A 16665-nucleotide genomic window follows, 5' to 3' on the forward strand; every position below is an offset into this window, starting at 1 on the left:
GCAGTTAAATGAGAATTTAGGATATTCCCTGAATGTTGGATGGGATCGGCTCGACAGCTATGACGTAGGTCGTTAGAATGCTGCGTCTAAATTTATATCCTGAGACTAATCGGAGATACCTTTCACTGTGATAGCGGCTGTAATGGCTTCAAAAGTTATCGGCAGAAAAGATATCGCTAATTAGTTCGATAGCGCTTAATTTAGAGTGTTACCGATTCTCGAATCTAAATAGGTGCTCTTAGAGTACAAACAAGGATGCAGTTACCAAGCCTCGCTTCGGTAGCTCATACGCTCGGTATAACTGAGCCAGTATTGAGGTTAATTTATAATGCAAGTTACTGTTGAAACGCTAGAAGGCCTAGAGCGCCGTCTAAACATTACTGTTCCAGCTGCAAACATCGAAGATGCTGTTACTGCTGAACTACGCAACATCGCTAAAAACCGTCGTTTCGATGGCTTCCGTAAAGGCAAAGTGCCAATGAAGATGGTTGCTCAGATGTACGGTAAAGCAGTACGTCAAGACGTGATGGGTGAAGTTATGCACCGTCATTTCATCGAAGCGATCGTTAAAGAAAAGATCAACCCAGCTGGTACTCCAACTTTTGCTCCTGTAGAGACAAAAGAAGGTGCTGATCTAGTATTCAACGCAACTTTCGAAGTGTACCCAGAGATCGCTCTTAAAGGTCTTGAAAACATCGCTGTAGAAAAACCACAAGCAGATGTACAAGATTCTGACGTTGAAGAAATGATCGACACGCTACGTAAGCAGCAAGCAACTTGGAAAGAAGTTGAAGAAGCAGCTGAAGCTGGCAAACGTGCATCAATCGACTTCGTTGGTTCTATCGACGGTGAAGTGTTTGAAGGCGGTAAAGCTGAGAACTTCCCACTAGAGATGGGTGCTGGTCGCATGATCCCTGGTTTTGAAGACGGTATCACAGGTAAGACTGCTGGTATGGAATTCGAAATCGACGTGACTTTCCCAGAAGATTACCACGCTGAAAACCTAAAAGGTAAAGCAGCGAAGTTTGCAATCAAAGTAAACAAAGTTGAAGCGCGTGAACTTCCTGAACTAAACGACGAGTTCGTTGCTAAGTTCGGTGTAGTTGAAGGCGGCGTTGACGCTCTTAAAGCTGAAGTTCGTAAGAACATGGAGCGCGAACTTAAGCAAGCTGTTAAGAACCGCATCAAAGAGCAAGCAATCGACGGTCTAGTTAAAGAAAACGACATCGACGTACCTGCAGCGCTAATCGACCAAGAAATCCAAGTTCTTCGTCAACAAGCAGCTCAACGTTTCGGTGGCAACCCAGAAGCAGCAGCTCAACTTCCACGTGAATTGTTCGAAGAGCAAGCTAAACGTCGCGTAGTTGTAGGTCTTCTTCTAGGTGAAGTAATCAAGTCTGAAGAGCTTAAAGCGGATGACGCTAAAGTGAAATCTCTAATCGAAGAGATGGCGACTGCTTACGAAGATCCAACTGAAGTTGTTGCTTACTACGAGCAAAACGAGCAAATGATGAACAATATGCGCAATATCGCTCTAGAAGAGCAAGCTATTGACGCAATCATCGCTAAAGCTCAGGTTTCTGAAAAAGCAGTTGGCTTCAACGAGCTTATGAACCAACAGCCTGCTTAATAAGCAATATCTTGCGTAGAAAAGTTGACTAAGCATTAACTATTCTGCTAACAATGGTCCGTGTGATATTCATCATCCGGGCCATTTATTTTAGGGACATCAGAATATGAGCTACCAAGAACAAAATACTATCATGAATGCATTAGTGCCAATGGTGGTTGAACAAACTTCCCGTGGTGAACGTTCTTACGATATTTATTCGCGCTTGCTTAAAGAACGCATCATCTTCTTGACAGGTCAAGTGGAAGACAACATGGCTAACCTTGTGGTTGCCCAGTTACTTTTCCTTGAATCTGAAAACCCAGACAAAGATATTTTCCTTTACATCAACTCTCCAGGCGGCAGCGTTACTGCAGGTATGGCTATCTACGATACCATGCAGTTCATCAAGCCAAATGTGAGCACGCTATGTACAGGTCAAGCTTGTTCTATGGGGGCATTCCTCCTTGCTGGTGGCGCGAAAGGTAAGCGTTTTGCTTTGCCTAACTCACGCGTCATGATTCACCAGCCATTAGGCGGATTCCAAGGCCAAGCGTCAGATATCCAAATTCATGCTCAAGAAATTCTATCTATCAAAGAAAAACTGAACAACTTGCTTGCAGAGCACACTGGTCAGCCGATGGATATTATCGAGCGTGATACTGATCGTGATAACTTCATGTCAGCGGCGCAAGCTGCCGAGTACGGTATTATCGATCAAGTGTTAACCCACCGCGGTTAATGAAGCTTGCTTTGAGTCCAGTTTAGCGAATTGAGCCACTATTGTGCTCAATTCCAAGGGGCAAATCAGCCCGAATTGATATACACTCAAAGCGTATAGAGTTAAGGCTAAGAGGTTAGCGAATGACAGATAAAAGCAAAGAGAGCGGCAGTAAGCTGCTGTACTGCTCTTTCTGCGGCAAAAGCCAGCACGAAGTTCGCAAGTTAATCGCCGGTCCGTCAGTCTACGTTTGCGACGAATGTGTTGATCTATGTAACGACATTATTCGCGAAGAAGTCAAAGATGTGCTTCCTAAGAAACAATCTGAAGCGTTGCCTAAGCCGCGCGAGATTCGTGAGCACCTTGATGATTATGTGATTGGCCAAGATTACGCTAAAAAAGTGCTAGCCGTAGCCGTTTACAACCACTACAAGCGTTTACGTAATGGTGATACAACGAGTGAAGGTGTTGAGCTTGGTAAGAGTAACATTCTGCTTATCGGTCCTACCGGTAGTGGTAAAACTCTACTTGCAGAAACGTTAGCTCGCTTCCTAGATGTACCGTTTACTATGGCGGATGCTACGACCCTGACAGAAGCAGGTTACGTAGGTGAAGACGTAGAAAACATCATCCAGAAGTTACTTCAGAAATGTGATTACGACGTGGCGAAAGCGGAACGTGGTATTGTTTACATTGATGAAATTGATAAGATTTCTCGTAAAGCTGAAAACCCATCAATCACGCGTGATGTGTCTGGTGAAGGTGTTCAACAAGCGCTACTAAAACTTATCGAAGGTACCGTTGCTTCAGTACCACCACAAGGTGGCCGTAAGCATCCTCAACAAGAATTCCTTCAAGTTGATACATCGAAGATCCTCTTCATCTGTGGCGGTGCATTTGCCGGTCTAGATAAAGTGATTGATCAACGTGTGGCAACCGGTGCTGGTATCGGCTTTGGCGCAGAAGTGCGTTCAAAAGACGAAAACAAAACCGTTGGCGAACTGTTTAAGCAAGTTGAGCCTGAAGATTTGGTTAAATATGGTCTTATCCCTGAATTCATCGGTCGTCTTCCAGTAACAACGACACTGACTGAATTGGATGAAGAAGCGTTAATCCAAATTCTTTGTGAGCCAAAGAATGCACTAACGAAACAGTATGCTGCGCTATTTGAACTTGAAGATTCTGAACTAGAATTCCGCGAAGACGCATTGCGTGCCATTGCTAAAAAAGCAATGGATCGTAAAACAGGTGCTCGTGGTCTACGTTCAATTCTTGAAGCGGTCTTGCTTGAAACCATGTATGAACTGCCATCAATGGACAACGTAAGTAAAGTTGTAATTGATGAGTCTGTGATTAATGGTGAGTCTGAGCCTCTGCTAATTTATAGCAATACGGACAGCCAAGCAGCCGGTGCGGAATCGTAATTTCGGTACTAGGTTTGATCGAACAAAAAAGGAGGATGATAAATCCTCCTTTTTTTATTCCTCCATTGAATCCAATCAATTAGACCCCATATATTTCTGATAAGACTAAGCGGAAGAGAGAATAATATGAACTTGGAACGTTCCGAACGTATCGAGATCCCCGTACTACCTCTACGAGACGTAGTAGTTTACCCGCACATGGTAATCCCGTTATTTGTTGGCCGAGAAAAGTCGATTGCTTGCTTAGAGGCCGCGATGGAGACCAACAAGCAGGTAATGTTGGTGGCGCAAAAAGAAGCGGACACTGAAGAACCGACGAAAGATGATTTGTTCACTGTCGGTACCGTGGCGACGATTCTACAATTGTTGAAGCTTCCTGACGGTACAGTAAAAGTACTGGTGGAAGGTCAGCAACGTGCCAAAATTCATCAATTTATCGAAAACGAATTTTTCTTGGCTGATGCTGAATATCTAGTGACCAATGATCTGGATGAGCGTGAGCAAGAAGTGATTGTGCGTAGTGCAATCAACCAGTTTGAAGGTTTCATTAAACTCAATAGTAAAATTCCACCGGAAGTATTGACCTCATTGAATGGTATTGATGAAGCTGCTCGTCTCGCCGATACGATCGCCGCTCATATGCCGCTAAAATTAGTCGATAAGCAAAAAGTGCTAGAGATCCTTGATATCACAGAACGTCTTGAGTTCCTTATGGGCCAGATGGAATCAGAGATTGATATCTTGCAAGTTGAGAAGCGCATTCGCACTCGCGTTAAAAAGCAGATGGAAAAATCTCAGCGTGAGTACTATCTGAACGAGCAGATGAAAGCGATTCAGAAAGAACTGGGCGAAGGCGAAGATGGTATTGATGAATTCGAAGCTCTGAAAAAGAAAATCGAAGAATCAAAAATGCCGCAAGAAGCGCGCGAGAAAACCGAGCAAGAACTGCAAAAGTTGAAAATGATGTCGCCAATGTCGGCAGAAGCAACAGTGGTTCGTGGTTACATCGATTGGATGATCGGCGTTCCGTGGTCTAAACGCACGAAAGTTAAGAAAAACCTAGCTAAAGCGGAAGAGATCTTAAACGAAGATCACTACGGCCTAGAGCGCGTGAAAGAACGTATTCTTGAGTATTTGGCGGTACAAAACCGTATCAATAAGCTTAAAGGCCCAATTCTATGTTTGGTTGGTCCTCCTGGTGTGGGTAAAACCTCTCTAGGACGTTCTATTGCATCAGCAACGGGTCGTCAATACGTGCGTATGGCACTAGGTGGTGTACGCGATGAAGCGGAAATCCGCGGTCACCGCCGTACTTACATCGGTTCAATGCCAGGTAAGCTTATCCAAAAAATGTCAAAAGTTGGCGTTAAAAATCCACTTTTCCTTTTGGATGAAATCGACAAGATGGCTTCTGATATGCGCGGTGACCCGTCATCGGCGCTACTGGAAGTGCTTGACCCTGAGCAAAACAATGCCTTCAACGATCACTATCTGGAAGTGGATTACGACTTATCAGATGTGATGTTCGTTGCTACGTCAAACTCAATGAATATTCCAGGTCCATTGTTGGATCGTATGGAAGTGATTCGTCTATCGGGTTACACCGAAGATGAGAAGCTTAACATTGCGAAAAGCCATCTGCTCGATAAGCAGGTAAAACGCAATGGTCTGAAGCCTCATGAAATCACGATTGAAGATTCGGCGATCATTGGCATTATTCGTTACTACACGCGTGAAGCGGGTGTGCGTAGCTTAGAGCGTGAAATTTCAAAAATCTGTCGTAAAGCGGTTAAGAACATCCTGCTTAATAGCGAACTGAAATCAGTGACTGTTTCAATCGATAACTTGAAAGAGTACTTGGGCGTACAACGCTTTGATTTTGGTAAAGCGGACGACAGCAACCGCATCGGTCAAGTCACCGGTCTTGCATGGACAGAAGTGGGTGGCGATCTACTCACGATTGAAACTGAGTCAATGCCGGGTAAAGGTAAGTTGACGCAGACTGGTTCACTGGGCGATGTGATGAAAGAATCCATCCAAGCAGCAATGACCGTCGTGCGTTCTCGTGCTGAAAAGCTGGGTATCAACTCTGACTTCTACGAGAAGCGTGATATTCATGTTCACGTTCCTGAAGGTGCAACACCAAAAGATGGCCCAAGTGCGGGTATTGGAATGTGCACGGCGCTGGTTTCAAGCTTAACAGGTAACCCAGTTAAAGCCGAAGTGGCGATGACGGGTGAAATTACCCTACGCGGTGAAGTTTTACCTATTGGTGGTTTGAAAGAAAAACTACTGGCAGCACACCGTGGTGGCATTAAAACTGTGTTGATCCCGAAAGACAACGAGCGTGATTTGGAAGAGATTCCTGAGAACGTGATCGCAGACTTGAAAGTCATTCCAGTACAGTGGATTGATGAGGTTCTGAGCGTTGCGCTTGAAAGAGATCCATCAGGTGTTGAGTTCGCTGTTGAAAAATAGTGATGTGCAGCAAAAATAAGTAAAAGATTACGCTGATTAGCTGAAAAATGCTTGTCAGCGTTTTTTTTGGGCGCTAACTTTAGCCACTGTAGCTTGAACCCTTATTAGATAAGGGGTAGAGCTGAATTTGAAACTAAATGGAACGAATCGCCGTCTTACAAAATAATAACAGATGGCCCAAAGGGGAAATACCGTGAACAAAACTCAATTAGTAGAAAAAATCGCTGAAAACTCAGACCTATCTAAAGCAGCAGCTGGCCGTGCCCTAGACGCATTCATCGAGGCGGTAAGCGGTACTCTACAATCAGGCGACCAAGTTGCTCTAGTTGGCTTTGGTACTTTCAGTGTTCGTACTCGTGCAGCTCGCACAGGCCGTAACCCTAAAACTGGTGCTGAAATCCAAATCGCTGAAGCGAAAGTACCATCTTTCAAAGCGGGTAAAGCTCTAAAAGACTCTTGCAACTAATCTCAATAAGCTACGCGTCAGTAGTTTGTTAGAACCGTTTTAAATTATGCGCATCATACTGATGCGCATTTCTTTTTCTGATATCATCTCACTACCGAAATTATTTTAAATAGAAGCCGTGTTGTCTCATGCTGAGACGATAACGGATCATTCGCGGAGAGTAACAATAGTATGATGGATCGATTACGCGAAGGCGTGAATAGCATCGCGGTTAAAATTATCCTAAGCCTGATTATCCTATCTTTCGTATTTGCGGGAGTAGGTAGCTACATCGTTGGTGGCACTAACAACGTTGCAGCTAAAGTAGGTAATGTCGAAATCAGTCGTGGTGATTTTGAACAGGCTTACCAAAACGAACGTAATCGTATGCAAGCTCAGCTTGGTGATTATTTCTCAAACCTACTGGCTGACCCTAGTTACGTAGCATCTTTCCGTCAATCTGTTCTTGATCGTATGGTGAATGATGCATTGCTTGAGCAACACGCTCAAACTTTGGGTCTACGTGTGGGTGATGCACAAGTTCGTGCACTATTGCTATCGATGCCACAGTTCCAAGTTGAAGGTGTTTTCAACCAAGAAGTGTACCAATCTGCGTTACGTCGTGCGGGTTTCAGCCCTGAGAGCTTTGCTCAATACCTACGTCGTGACCTAGTGCGTAACCAGCTAATGACGGCAGTCCAAGCGAGTGACTTCTCTCTTCCGGGTGAAGTGAACGCACAAAGCGAATTGCTGATGCAAACGCGTGAAGTGAAAACGATCAATCTTGCCCTGACGGATTTTGCTCAAAAAGTAGAACTTAGCGAAGATGAAATTGCTGAGTACTATAAGCAAAACCCAGAGCGCTACACTCGCCCTGAGCAAGTGAAAGTTGCCTATATCGAATTGTCTGCAGCGGCGCTAAAGGAAAATATTCAAGTTGATGATGCGCAAGCGCAAGCGTACTACCAATCACATCTCGATAAGTATTCGTCTGAAGAACAGCGTGAAGTAAGCCATATCCTTGTTCAAGGTGATAACGAAGCAAAAGCGCAAGCGATTCTAGATGAATTGAACGCTGGAGCTGACTTTGCCACGCTTGCTGAAGAAAAATCAGAAGATATCGGCAGCGCAGAAGCGGGCGGTTCTCTTGGCTTTATCGAACGCGACACCATGGACCCTGCATTTGAAGAAGCGGCTTTTGCGCTTAAAAACCCAGGGGACATTTCAGGCCTTGTGAAATCGGATTTTGGTTACCACATCATCAAGCTTGATGCGCTTAAAGCGTCGGTGGCTAAGCCGTTGTCAGAAGTGGCTGAAAGCATCAAACAAGAGTTGCGTGATCAACAAGCGGTAGATAAGTATTACGAACTACAAAGTGAGCTTGAGAAAGTGGCTTTTGAATATCCAGATTCATTGGATGATGCAGCTAACGCTATCAATGCTCAGATTGTAACAACGGACTTTATTTCTCAAGAAAACGCACCAGAAGTTCTAAAATCACCAACAGTTATTCAAGCGATTCTAAGCCCAGAAGTGAAAGAAGACGGTTTGAACTCTGAAGTGATCGAAGTGGCTCCTGAACATGTTATCGTCGTTCGTGTTGAAGACTCGCGTGATGAGACAGTATTGCCGCTTGAAGATGTTCGCGAACAAGTTGTTGCTCAACTGTCGAAAGTTAAGGGCGAGCAGAATGCAATGGAATTGGCTAAGAAGGTTGTTACTGAGCTGAAAGCGGGCAATCAATCAGTATTAGCTGAAAATGGTCTAGCATTTGGCGACGTTGAAAACATCGACCGTGGCTCACACCTAGCAGATGTTGTGTTTGCGATGGCGAAACCTGTTGACGGCAAAGTTGAATATGCACAAGCGAAAGTGTTTAACGGTGATGTTGCTGTCGTTGAACTGCTGTCTGTTTCTGATATGTTCACTACGCAATACAATGAGCAAATCGCAGAGCAAATGGTACAGATGAATGCGCAACAAGACCTTTCAGGCTTGATTAGCATTCTGCGTAAAACCACTGATATCGAATACTTCGCTGTGACTCAATAAGTTATCTCGATGTAAATGACATTAGTATCAAAACGGGTTGCCTTGGCAACCCGTTTTGTTTCTCATCATTGCAATTAACAAATCCTTTTGAAGTGATTATGGTGGCCATTCCATTACTCTGAGTACAAGGAATTGTCATGAATATCAAAGCTCTCTTTCTTTCAGTCGTCCTCGCTTTTAGCCTTCCTTTTAACGCTGTGTTGGCAGAGCAAAAATCCGCAAAGCAAGATGAAAATCCTAAATACGAAGGGATTGAAATCGTCGTCAACGTCAATCAAGCTTCAGCGCAAGAAATTGCCGATTTACTTAAAGGTATCGGTTTATCAAAAGCGCAGGCGATAGTCGATTATCGTGATCAGCAAGGGCTATTTGAGCGAATTGAAGATCTCGCTAAGGTCCGTGGGATCGGGGAAGCGACTGTGGCCAAAAATGTAGGCAGAATTGAACTGTAATACAGGTAAGTGCGGTTAAAGCCTCGCTGAATCAAGTATTCAATCAGCAGCGCGATAGGTGAACAGGTCACTTTTAGCGACTATGTTGCGTTGCTTGGCAGTCTATCAATCCAGATTGCCGCTAATCTGCCCAAGGGATAACCAATTTCTCTTGGGTTTTTCTTTTGTCCTAAAATGACCCGCTAAATTGCTAAAACTTCCCTAGAACCTAGCGGCAAATAGCACTATAATTTCACGCCGAAAGCCATGGCAGTATTGCGATGGCGTAAACCAACTTGGAGTAATTCATGTCCTCTCATACGCCGGTTATTACCGTTGATGGACCAAGTGGTGCGGGTAAAGGCACGCTTTGTATGCAACTTGCGAACAAGCTAGGATTTCATTTGCTTGATTCCGGTGCTATTTATCGCGTTCTAGCTTTAGCTGCGATTCATCACGGCGTTGATCTTGAAACAGAAGATTCGCTGGTTGCACTTGCAACGCACCTAGACGTGCAGTTTATTGCTGAGGGCGAATTGGTTAAGGTCATCCTTGAAGGCGAAGATGTCTCGGGTGAACTGCGTAAAGAGCAAACGGGCATGGCTGCGTCTAAAGTGGCAGCATTACCTCGAGTTCGCGAAGCGTTGCTGCGTCGTCAACGTGCATTTGCCGATGGCAAAGGCCTGGTGGCTGATGGCCGTGATATGGGAACGGTTGTGTTTCCGCAAGCAGAAGTGAAAATATTCCTTGATGCGAGCGCAGACGAACGGGCTCAGCGCCGTCTTAAACAGTTGCAAGATAAAGGGTTAGATGTTAACTTTGCTGACCTTTTGAGCGAGATCCAAGAGCGAGACGACCGAGATCGTAATCGCCCAGTGGCGCCATTGCGCCCTGCAGAGGACGCGCTCGTGCTTGACTCTACGTCGATGGGTATCGACGAAGTAGTCCAAAAAGCACTACAATATATCGAATCTAAACTGACTGCGTAATTCGCGGGGTCAGCTCAGAGCGTCGGCCGCAAGGATGATGGCTGGCGAATTTAATAACCCCATGCGGTAGGATACCCGTGGACGTTTAATTTATTGAAGATCAAATAAATGACTGAATCTTTTGCTCAACTCTTTGAAGAGTTTCTGAACGAAACTGAATTCCAACAAGGCAGCATCGTTAAAGGTACTGTAGTAGCTATCGAGAACGGTTTCGTTCTTGTTGACGCTGGTCTTAAGTCTGAATCTGCTATCCCAGCAGAGCAATTCAAGAACGCTGCTGGCGAACTTGAAGTTGCTGTTGGTGACGAAGTAGACGTAGCTCTAGACGCTGTTGAAGATGGTTTCGGTGAAACTCAACTTTCTCGTGAGAAAGCGAAACGTCACGAAGCTTGGATCGTTCTTGAGAAAGCTTACGAAGAAGCTGAAACTGTTGTTGGTATCATCAACGGTAAAGTTAAAGGCGGTTTCACTGTTGAACTAAACGGTATCCGTGCTTTCCTTCCAGGTTCTCTAGTAGACGTACGTCCTATCCGTGACACTGCTCACCTTGAAAACAAAGAGCTAGAGTTCAAAGTTATCAAGCTTGACCAGAAGCGTAACAACGTAGTTGTTTCTCGTCGCGCAGTTATCGAATCTGAAAACAGCGTTGAACGTGATGAGCTACTTGAAAACCTACAAGAAGGCGCAGAAGTTAAAGGTATCGTTAAGAACCTAACTGACTACGGTGCTTTCGTTGATCTAGGTGGTGTTGACGGTCTTCTACATATCACTGATATGGCATGGAAACGCGTTAAGCACCCATCAGAAATCGTTAACGTAGGTGACGAAATCCTAGTTAAAGTTCTTAAGTTCGATCGTGAGCGTACTCGCGTATCACTAGGTCTTAAGCAACTTGGCGAAGATCCATGGGTAGCAATCGCTAAACGTTACCCAGAAGGTCACAAGCTTTCTGGTCGTGTTACTAACCTAACTGATTACGGCTGCTTCGTAGAAATCGAAGAAGGCGTTGAAGGTCTAGTTCACGTTTCTGAAATGGATTGGACTAACAAGAACATCCACCCTTCTAAAGTTGTTAATGTTGGCGACGAAGTTGAGGTTATGGTTCTTGAGATCGACGAAGAACGTCGTCGTATCTCTCTAGGTCTAAAACAGTGTAAAGCTAACCCTTGGCAGTCATTCGCTGAAGCGCAAGCTAAAGGCGACAAAGTGACTGGTAAGATCAAGTCTATCACTGACTTCGGTATCTTCATCGGTCTAGACGGCGGCATCGACGGTCTAGTTCACCTATCTGACATTTCTTGGAATGTTGCTGGCGAAGAAGCTGTACGTGAGTACAAGAAAGGCGACGAGATCTCTGCAGTTGTTCTAGCAGTAGACGCAGAGCGTGAGCGCATCTCTCTAGGCGTTAAGCAAATGGAAAATGACCCATTCAATGCTTACGTTGCAGAGAAGAAGAAAGGCGTTCTTGTTAACGGTACTGTTACTGCTGTTGATGCTAAAGGCGCAACAATCGAGCTTGAAGAAGGCGTAGAAGGTTACATCCGCGTTTCTGAAATCGCTCGTGACCGCGTAGAAGACGCATCTCTAATCCTAAGCGTTGGTGAAAGTGTTGAAGCGAAATTTACTGGTGTAGACCGTAAAAACCGCGTAATCAACCTATCTATCAAAGCTAAAGATGAAGCTGATGAGCAAGAAGCAATGGCATCTATCAACAAGCAAGATGACGCTGCATTCGGTAACGCTATGGCAGACGCTTTCAAAGCAGCTAAAGGCGAATAATTTTATTCCCTTATAGCAAAAAGGAGCCGCAAGGCTCCTTTTTTATTTGTGTGGGCTAAAACCAATTTCTGCAACAACAACTAAACAAGCTGAATCATACTTGCGCATGTTGTTCAAATATTGTCTAGAATTGATAGCAAGTGTTTGTTGGAATTGGTATTAGTTACTATAATAAGTGATAAATTACTCTACGAGGGAAATTATGACTAAGTCTGAATTGATTGAAAGACTTTGCGCTGAGCAAACACATCTTTCAGCAAAAGAAGTCGAAGATGCGGTAAAAGACATTCTTGAACATATGGCATCAACGCTTGAAAAGGGCGATCGCATCGAGATTCGCGGTTTTGGTAGTTTCTCACTTCACTACCGTGAACCACGTACGGGTCGTAACCCTAAAACCGGTGATAAAGTTGAGCTAGAAGGTAAATACGTACCTCACTTCAAACCAGGTAAAGAATTACGTGAACGAGTAAATCTCGGTTAATTCAAATTGAATAATAAAAAGGCGGTTTGCGAATAGCACACCGCCTTTTTTTGTCTATGTTAAGATAACCATGGAGTGTTTATAGGTTTTACTGCATAATCTTATCAGCAGATTTTCGGATGGGTAATGGACTATGAAAATTATAAAAATCGTTATCGTATTAGCTTTATTTCTAATTGCGTTGGCGTTAGGCGCGCAAAATCAAGCTGTTGTGAACTTTAACTACCTGCTAGCTCAGGGTGAGTTTCACCTGTCTACCTTGCTAGGTGTCGTTTTTGTCACTGGCTTTACGGTAGCATGGCTTCTGTTTGGTATTCTTCATCTGAAGGCTCAACGGCAAATCCGTAAACTGAATAAACAGCTTAAAAAGCTTACTCCTACCTCTACTGAGGTTGTAGAGAATAAAGCGTAATCGAGATAGGTAGACTTTTTCCTCAATGCTAGAAATACTCTTCTTGTTATTGCCAATTGCCGCCGCTTACGGCTGGTATATGGGTAATCGTAGCGCCCAGCAAGACAAGCAGAAACACTCAAATCAAATATCCCGCCAGTATGTGATGGGTCTTAACCTGTTGTTATCGGATCAGTCTGATAAGGCAGTTGATCACTTTATCGAACTACTCCAAGTGGATGACGACACCATTGATACTCATCTGGCGTTGGGTAACTTGTTTCGCTCACGGGGTGAAGTTGACCGTGCGATTCGCATTCACCAAAATCTCATCTCCCGCTCTGGCTTGACGATCGATCAAAAAAATATCGCTTTGCAACAGTTAGCGAAAGACTACATGGCATCGGGCTTTCTCGATCGAGCAGAAAAAATCTTTGAGCAATTGGTTGAAGAACCGGATCACCGTGAAGCCGCTTTGCAACAGCTAGTGGCGATTTATCAACAAACGCGTGAGTGGCATAAAGCGACCTATTACGCTCAGTTGCTGGTGAAACTTGGCCGTAAACGCATGCGTAGCAGTATTGCCCATTTCTATTGTGAAATGGCAATGCAAGACCAAGCCGAAGGTGAGCGCCAAGATGCGATTGCCCATTTTAAACGGGCACTAACCGAAGATCCAAAGTGTGTTCGTGCCAGTATTGCACTTGGTAAGCTTTACTTAGAAAGCGAAGATTACCACCACACTATCAAATACCTAACCACGGTTATCGAACAAGACATCGACTTTATCAGCGAAGTTCTACCAACGTTGGCGGACTGCTACCACCATTTGGGACAAGAAGATGAATTGCTTGAGTTTTTACGTCAGTGTATTGCAAGTAAGGCAGGTGTGTCCGCCGAATTGATGTTAGCGCAGCTTGTCGCGCAGCATGATGGTGCTGGGGCGGCTCAAGAGCTACTAACTCGTCAATTAGTGAAAAACCCGACGATGAAAGGTTTCTTCCGTTTGATGGACTATCACTTAATCAACGCAGAAGAGGGCCGAGCGAAAGAGAGTTTGGCGACCTTGCAGAAATTGGTTGGTGAACAGCTTAAAGTTAAACCTCATTACCGATGCCGAAAATGCGGTTTTTCAACCCATTCAATGTATTGGCACTGTCCTTCATGTAAGGGCTGGGGCACGATTAAGCCAATTCGCGGATTGGACGGTGAATAATTGATTTTAATGCAGCTAATTTATTAGCTGCATTTTTTTAAATATAAAACGTTAAAGTACAATAAGAAGTTAATTAGGAGATGAAATGATCGACCAAAAAGTCATCGTAGCACTGGATTATGACAACCAAGCGGACGCATTTGCATTTGTAGATCGTATCGACCCTGCGTCGTGCCGTCTGAAAGTAGGCAAAGAAATGTTTACGCTGTTTGGTCCTGATTTCGTCAAAGAGCTGCACAAACGCGGCTTTTCTGTATTCCTTGACCTTAAGTTCCATGATATCCCAAATACTTGCTCTAAAGCGGTACGTGCAGCAGCAGAAATGGGTGTGTGGATGGTCAACGTTCATGCGAGTGGTGGTGAACGCATGATGGCGGCTTCATGTGAAATTCTTGAACCTTATGGCAAAGATCGTCCACTATTGATTGGTGTAACGGTATTGACCAGTATGGAGCAAAGTGATCTTGCCGGTATTGGTTTAGATATGGCACCTAAAGACCAAGTGATTCGTCTGGCGCGCCTAACCCAGAGCGCAGGTCTTGATGGTGTGGTGTGCTCTGCTCATGAATCCTCAATGCTAAAAGCAGAACTGGGTAAAGAGTTTAAGCTTATCACTCCAGGCATTCGCCCTGCAGGCTCAGAGCAAGGCGATCAACGTCGTATCATGACGCCAGTAGAAGCGATTCAAGCGGGCTCTGATTACTTGGTGATTGGTCGTCCAATCACACAAGCGATAGATCCTGCAAAAGTTCTCGCTGAGATTAACGCGACTTTAGCGTAATCTTTGGCAGATAATGAAAGCGTAGAGAGGTCAGCGAATGCTGGCCTTTTTTATTGGAGTTGTGCATGGCTGCCAATTTTAAGCATCCGGCTCAGCTAATTAAGCAATAGAGGTTCAATAAAAAAGGCCGCCACAGCGACCTTTAAAATAGACTAGAGATTGGCGACTACCACTTTTTCTTTTCACCAAACAGAACGTCCATATCTTCTTCACGTTCTTTATCGGCAATTTGTTGTAGCTCGCTAGCGCTTTGATTTTGGCGGCGTTTTTCAACTTCATCGTACATGGTTTGCAGTTTTTCACGTGCTTGAGCTGAGTACGCATCATTCTTTGTTGCAAGCACATCTAGGCCTTTACGCAGTAGCTGAATCGCTGTGCCGGGCTGACCACGAACAATCGCATCTTTAGAACGCTTAACCACGTTTTCAATGTTAATACGCACTTGAATACCTTCTAAGCGGGCATTTTCTGCCACGTAAGCTTCCGTATCAAATCGCCCTTTATTGTGCTCGTTACGCACGGTATCACGCAAGCGCTTGACCAACTTAAGCATAACAATCGCTTGTTTATCACTGCTAGGTACTTTGAACGACGCGCTTTCACCGCCTTGAAAGTTACTTTTCAGGTTTTCAATTTGTTGTTTTACATGCTCAACTCGTTGCTCAAGTTGTTTATTCTTTGGGGCCAACTCATGCATGTTTTGCACGGCGTCAAGAATACGGTTGTTGAGGCAAAGTAGTAATTCTTTGCTGAAAGGCATGTGATGGGCATGGCCAATCAACTCTTCAGTGGCATCGATGATTGCAATATAGCGCGCACTTTCTTGTTTTCTCGCCGTAGCAACTTTAGCGTTGTATTGGAGAATGATGTTGTAACCGAGAACAAGTACCAACAAGATGGCGACTAAGGCAATGATTAAACCAATATTCATAAATTCCGTTATCTTTAGTTTATGATGGCTAGCCAGTAAGCATACACGATTCTGCTAGCCTAAGGCACCAAATATTCTGACACTAACACATTATCACGTGTTGCTGGTTTGATTGATATTGAAAAGCGTTTTTCAGGCTAGAAACTGAGCTTTCGATTGCAAATTTACGCTTTGCAAACGTTAGCTGGCCTTGTGAATAGAGGGAAATCGGCATTTTTACTACCAATTTAATCAAAGAGACGTTATAACTAAATCTTATAATCTATATAACGAATCCTCGAACTCTTAACTAAAGAGTGATGACTTTGTTATATTAGTCTGCACGTCGATAAGGGATTACGAGGTCGAGAATGAAGTTACAACAACTGAAGTACATTGTTGAAGTAGTTAATCACAACTTAAATGTATCAGCCACAGCCGAGAGCTTATTTACCTCTCAGCCGGGTATCAGTAAGCAGGTTCGTCTGCTTGAAGATGAGCTGGGCATCCAAATTTTTGAGCGCAGCGGCAAGCATCTAACGCAAGTGACCACTGCCGGCGAAGATATTATTCGTATCTCACAAGAAATATTGGCTCGCGTTGAAAGTATCAAAGCGGTGGCCGGTGAACATACTCACCCTGAGATGGGCACCTTGAATATTTCGACCACACATACTCAAGCTCGTTACGCTCTCCCTGATGTGATCAAAGGATTTACCGCTCGCTACCCTAAAGTGTCATTACACATGCATCAAGGCACGCCGAGTCAAATGTCAGAAGCGATTGCCAAAGGCACCGCTAATTTTGCGATTGCAACCGAAGCTCTGCATCTTTATCAAGACGCTATCATGTTGCCTTGTTATCACTGGAATCGTTCCATCGTGGTACCGAAAGACCATGCTTTAGCGCAAAAGGCGCGCGTAACGATTGAAGATCTGGCTTCTTATCCGTTAGT

Annotated in this window: 15 protein-coding genes; 14 read left to right on the plus strand and 1 reads right to left on the minus strand. The window is 44.4% G+C overall.

The window, feature by feature from the left end:
* Positions 1 to 328 precede the first annotated feature (328 nt).
* From tig to pyrF, 13 genes are all read left to right on the plus strand, one after another.
* A complete protein-coding gene (gene tig / locus RH85_RS05460) occupies positions 329 to 1630 on the plus strand; it encodes a trigger factor (protein ID WP_006711206.1) in 1302 nt (433 codons plus the stop codon).
* A 106-nt stretch (positions 1631 to 1736) separates the two neighbouring features.
* Positions 1737 to 2351, plus strand: a complete 615-nt coding sequence (gene clpP / locus RH85_RS05465; RefSeq protein ID WP_005595876.1) for an ATP-dependent Clp endopeptidase proteolytic subunit ClpP — start codon at positions 1737 to 1739, stop codon at positions 2349 to 2351.
* Between the two features lie 122 nt (positions 2352 to 2473).
* Entirely contained in the window at positions 2474 to 3754 is a 1281-nt protein-coding gene (gene clpX / locus RH85_RS05470) for an ATP-dependent protease ATP-binding subunit ClpX (protein ID WP_005595878.1), read from the plus strand.
* A 126-nt stretch (positions 3755 to 3880) separates the two neighbouring features.
* Positions 3881 to 6232, plus strand: a complete 2352-nt coding sequence (lon, locus tag RH85_RS05475) for an endopeptidase La (protein WP_006711207.1) — start codon at positions 3881 to 3883, stop codon at positions 6230 to 6232.
* Positions 6233 to 6404: 172 nt separating this feature from the next.
* On the plus strand, positions 6405 to 6698 hold the full coding sequence (locus RH85_RS05480; protein ID WP_277422393.1) for an HU family DNA-binding protein: 294 nt from the start codon (positions 6405 to 6407) through the stop codon (positions 6696 to 6698).
* 171 nt (positions 6699 to 6869) lie between these two features.
* Positions 6870 to 8729 (plus strand): peptidylprolyl isomerase, encoded by a 1860-nt coding sequence (ppiD, locus tag RH85_RS05485; RefSeq protein ID WP_006711208.1) that lies wholly within the window; start codon positions 6870 to 6872, stop codon positions 8727 to 8729.
* 137 nt (positions 8730 to 8866) lie between these two features.
* Positions 8867 to 9181 carry a ComEA family DNA-binding protein gene (locus RH85_RS05490; protein ID WP_006711209.1) on the plus strand — a complete coding sequence of 105 codons (315 nt, stop codon included), beginning with the start codon at positions 8867 to 8869 and terminating at the stop codon, positions 9179 to 9181.
* A gap of 287 nt (positions 9182 to 9468) precedes the next feature.
* Complete coding sequence (cmk, locus tag RH85_RS05495) at positions 9469 to 10149, plus strand: (d)CMP kinase (RefSeq protein ID WP_006711210.1); 681 nt, start codon at positions 9469 to 9471, stop codon at positions 10147 to 10149.
* Between the two features lie 108 nt (positions 10150 to 10257).
* Complete coding sequence (rpsA, locus tag RH85_RS05500; RefSeq protein WP_006711211.1) at positions 10258 to 11928, plus strand: 30S ribosomal protein S1; 1671 nt, start codon at positions 10258 to 10260, stop codon at positions 11926 to 11928.
* Positions 11929 to 12130: 202 nt separating this feature from the next.
* Positions 12131 to 12412 carry an integration host factor subunit beta gene (ihfB, locus tag RH85_RS05505; RefSeq protein ID WP_005595888.1) on the plus strand — a complete coding sequence of 94 codons (282 nt, stop codon included), beginning with the start codon at positions 12131 to 12133 and terminating at the stop codon, positions 12410 to 12412.
* Between the two features lie 133 nt (positions 12413 to 12545).
* Positions 12546 to 12824: a LapA family protein gene (locus RH85_RS05510; protein ID WP_006711212.1), complete on the plus strand. Its 279-nt coding sequence runs from the start codon at positions 12546 to 12548 to the stop codon at positions 12822 to 12824.
* 25 nt (positions 12825 to 12849) lie between these two features.
* Positions 12850 to 14019, plus strand: a complete 1170-nt coding sequence (gene lapB, locus RH85_RS05515) for a lipopolysaccharide assembly protein LapB (protein ID WP_006711213.1) — start codon at positions 12850 to 12852, stop codon at positions 14017 to 14019.
* 85 nt (positions 14020 to 14104) lie between these two features.
* Positions 14105 to 14800 (plus strand): orotidine-5'-phosphate decarboxylase, encoded by a 696-nt coding sequence (pyrF, locus tag RH85_RS05520; RefSeq protein WP_006711214.1) that lies wholly within the window; start codon positions 14105 to 14107, stop codon positions 14798 to 14800.
* Between the two features lie 166 nt (positions 14801 to 14966).
* Here the strand turns inward: pyrF and RH85_RS05525 are convergent, their stop codons facing one another.
* Positions 14967 to 15731, minus strand: a complete 765-nt coding sequence (locus RH85_RS05525) for a hypothetical protein (RefSeq protein WP_006711215.1) — start codon at positions 15729 to 15731, stop codon at positions 14967 to 14969.
* A gap of 350 nt (positions 15732 to 16081) precedes the next feature.
* Between RH85_RS05525 and RH85_RS05530 the strand changes: the two genes are divergently transcribed.
* Positions 16082 to 16665, plus strand: a 584-nt coding sequence (locus RH85_RS05530) for a LysR substrate-binding domain-containing protein (protein ID WP_006711216.1), incomplete at its 3' end; no start/stop codon positions are given.

Origin of the sequence: Vibrio ichthyoenteri ATCC 700023, assembly GCF_000222605.1 — a bacterium.
GTDB lineage: Bacteria > Pseudomonadota > Gammaproteobacteria > Enterobacterales > Vibrionaceae > Vibrio > Vibrio ichthyoenteri.